This window comes from Rhizobium sp. P1_E1 (assembly GCF_056406015.1).
In genome coordinates this window covers 1-2717 of record NZ_JBFUAY010000382.1, presented here as the reverse complement: position 1 = coordinate 2717, position 2717 = coordinate 1, and the positions used below count along the sequence as shown (strand labels likewise).

General features: G+C 62.5%; 3 protein-coding genes. All 3 read left to right on the top strand.

The window, feature by feature from the left end:
- Positions 1-613 (top strand): 3-methyl-2-oxobutanoate hydroxymethyltransferase (locus tag AC1D1Z_RS36000; RefSeq protein WP_477853581.1); only part of this gene is annotated, 613 nt, incomplete at its 5' end.
- 29 nt (positions 614-642) lie between these two features.
- A complete protein-coding gene (locus AC1D1Z_RS35995; protein ID WP_183619967.1) occupies positions 643-1641 on the top strand; it encodes an NUDIX hydrolase in 999 nt (332 codons plus the stop codon).
- 69 nt (positions 1642-1710) lie between these two features.
- Positions 1711-2682 carry a quinolinate synthase NadA gene (gene nadA, locus AC1D1Z_RS35990; RefSeq protein WP_018246204.1) on the top strand — a complete coding sequence of 324 codons (972 nt, stop codon included), beginning with the start codon at positions 1711-1713 and terminating at the stop codon, positions 2680-2682.
- The last annotated feature ends 35 nt before the right edge of the window (positions 2683-2717 follow it).

Below are 2717 nucleotides of genomic sequence, written 5' to 3'. Positions count from 1 at the left end.
CGAATATGGCGACCATGTCTCGGCCGAGGACTATCTGCGTGCGGCCTTTGCGGCGCTGAAGGCAGGCGGCGACGCGGTCTATTGCGCCGCAAGCCTGCAGACGATCCGGCGCATGCGGGACGAGGGTATCCCAGTCTGCGGTCATCTCGGACTGATCCCTTCGAAGGCGACCTGGACAGGCGGCTTCCGCGCCGTCGGCAAGACGGCGGCGAGTGCCGCCGAGATCTGGCGGCAGACCAAGGCGCTGGAAGAGGCCGGCGCCTTCGCCGCCGAAATCGAAGTCGTCCCAGGGGATGTCGCCGCCGCCATCAGCAGCAACACCTCGATGCTGATGATCTCCATGGGCGCAGGCAGCGGCTGCGACGCCCAATATCTCTTCGCCGACGACGTGCTCGGCGCCAATCGCGACCACTATCCGCGCCACGCCAAGATCTATCGCGACTTTGCCGCCGAACACGACCGGCTGCAGCGCGAGCGCATCGCCGCCTTTACGGAATTTGCCGAGGATGTCAGGACCGGCGCCTATCCGGAAAAGCGCCATCTCGTCGGTATCGACAACGCGGAACTGGAAATCTTCCTGCAGCGGCTGAAAAGCGAGACGGGCAATAGCTGAGGGCAAACGCGCTCTGTTGCGTCGATGATGTGGGAAGCGCCGCAAAGGCGCTTCCGCTCCATTGGCTTCCGTCCCGGCCTGTGTCAGGAATTATCCGTTCGATTCATTCGGAACGGAGTATTCAGTCCCCTGTGACGATCGGCTTTGCGCATGCGGAATTGATTGCGGTGCTCGTCGCGGTGACGGGGGACGAGCCGCGCGTATTGACCATCCATTCCGGCAATGCGCTGCCGTCGGGGCCTTTCGAAATGGGTCATCGCACCCTGCAATCGGGCCTGCGCGAATGGGTGCAGGAGCAGACGGAACACCCCGTCGGCTATCTCGAACAGCTCTATACCTTCGCCGACCGCGACCGGAACAACGACATCCCAGGCGGGCGGACGATCTCGATCAGCTATCTCGGCCTCGTCAACGAGCAGTCGGGTGCCGGCCGGCCGGGATGGCACGGCTGGTACGAATATTTCCCCTGGGAAGACCACCGGCAGGGCCGGCCAGCCGTGCTTGACGAGATCATGGCGCGCCTGAGGAGCTGGGCCGATGCCGATTTGGCAAGGCGCGACCATCGCCATCGCCGGGCGGATTTCACCTTCGGCCTCGATGGCGGCGGCTGGAACGAGGATTTGGCCCTGCAGCGCTATGAACTGCTTTACGAGGCGGGACTCGTCTCGGAAGCCGGATGCGGCGCGGAGGCCAATCTCGGCCTGGCAATGTTTGCCGATCACCGCCGTATTCTCGCAACCGGAATCGCCCGACTGCGCGCCAAGATCAAATACCGCCCCGTCGTCTTCGAGCTGATGCCGGAGAGCTTCACGCTGCTGAGGCTTCAGCGCACCATCGAGGCGTTGGCGGGGCTGACGCTGCACAAGCAGAACTTCCGCCGCCTCATCGAACAGCAGGAACTGGTCGAGGAAACCGGCGGCACGGAAAGCGAAACCGGCGGCCGGCCGGCCAAGCTTTTCCGCTTTCGCCACACCGTGCTCGAAGAACGGGCGCTGGCAGGAACGAAATTACCGCTCTCCCGCAATTGACATATGCTCACCGTGAGAATATCTCTTTGCCTATGATATGCTCAATTGGAGCATAATTAGGAGCCGGTCATGAATTATCCTGTTTCCGCATCCTCGCTCTACGAGCGCGTCAGCCGCGTCATTCCCAAAGCCGAATGGATGACGTTCGAAAATGACGTCGACGCGATCCTCGAGCTCAAGCGCCGCCGCAACGCCGTCATTCTCGCGCACAACTATCAGACACCGGAGATCTTCCACGGCGTGGCCGATATCGTCGGCGACAGCCTGGCGCTCGCCCGCAAGGCAATCGAGGTCGATGCCGATGTCATCGTGCTTGCCGGCGTGCATTTCATGGCCGAGACCGCCAAGCTGCTGAACCCCGAGAAAACCGTGCTGATCCCGGATCTCGCCGCCGGCTGTTCGCTGGCGGATTCGATAACGCCCGAGGATATCGCCCTGCTGCGCCAGGCCCATCCCGGCGTGCCCATCGTCACCTATGTCAATACCTCGGCCGCAGTGAAGGCTGCCTCCGATATCTGCTGCACCTCGGGCAATGCCAAACAGGTGGTGGAATCGCTCGGTGTGCCGAAGGTGCTGATGATCCCGGACGAATATCTGGCGCGCAACGTCGCCCGCGAGACTGATGTCGAGATCATCGCCTGGCACGGCCATTGCGAAGTGCATGAACTCTTCACCGCCGAGGACGTGCGCCAGCTGCGCGAAAACCATCCCGGCGTAACCGTGCTCGCCCATCCCGAATGCCCGCCCGATGTGGTCGCAGAAGCTGATTTCGCTGGCTCCACCGCTGTCATGTCGGATTATGTCGGCAGGCAGAAACCGGCGCGCGTCGTGCTGCTCACCGAATGCTCGATGAGCGACAATGTCGCCGTGCACCATCCCGATGTCGAATTCATTCGCCCCTGCAATCTCTGCCCGCACATGAAGCGCATCACCCTTGCCAATATCCGCGCGGCACTCGAGGAAAACCGCCACGAGGTGACGGTCGATCCGGCAATTGCTGTCGCCGCGCGCCGCGCCGTCGAAAGGATGCTGGCGATATGACCGAGATTCTCGAGCATCTTGCTGGACGCACGGTA

What these genes read in the sequence shown, in the direction of transcription:
- nadA (WP_018246204.1), top strand. Translation starts at nt 1,711, where the DNA reads ATGAATTATCCTGTTTCCGCATCCTCGCTCTACGAGCGCGTCAGCCGC.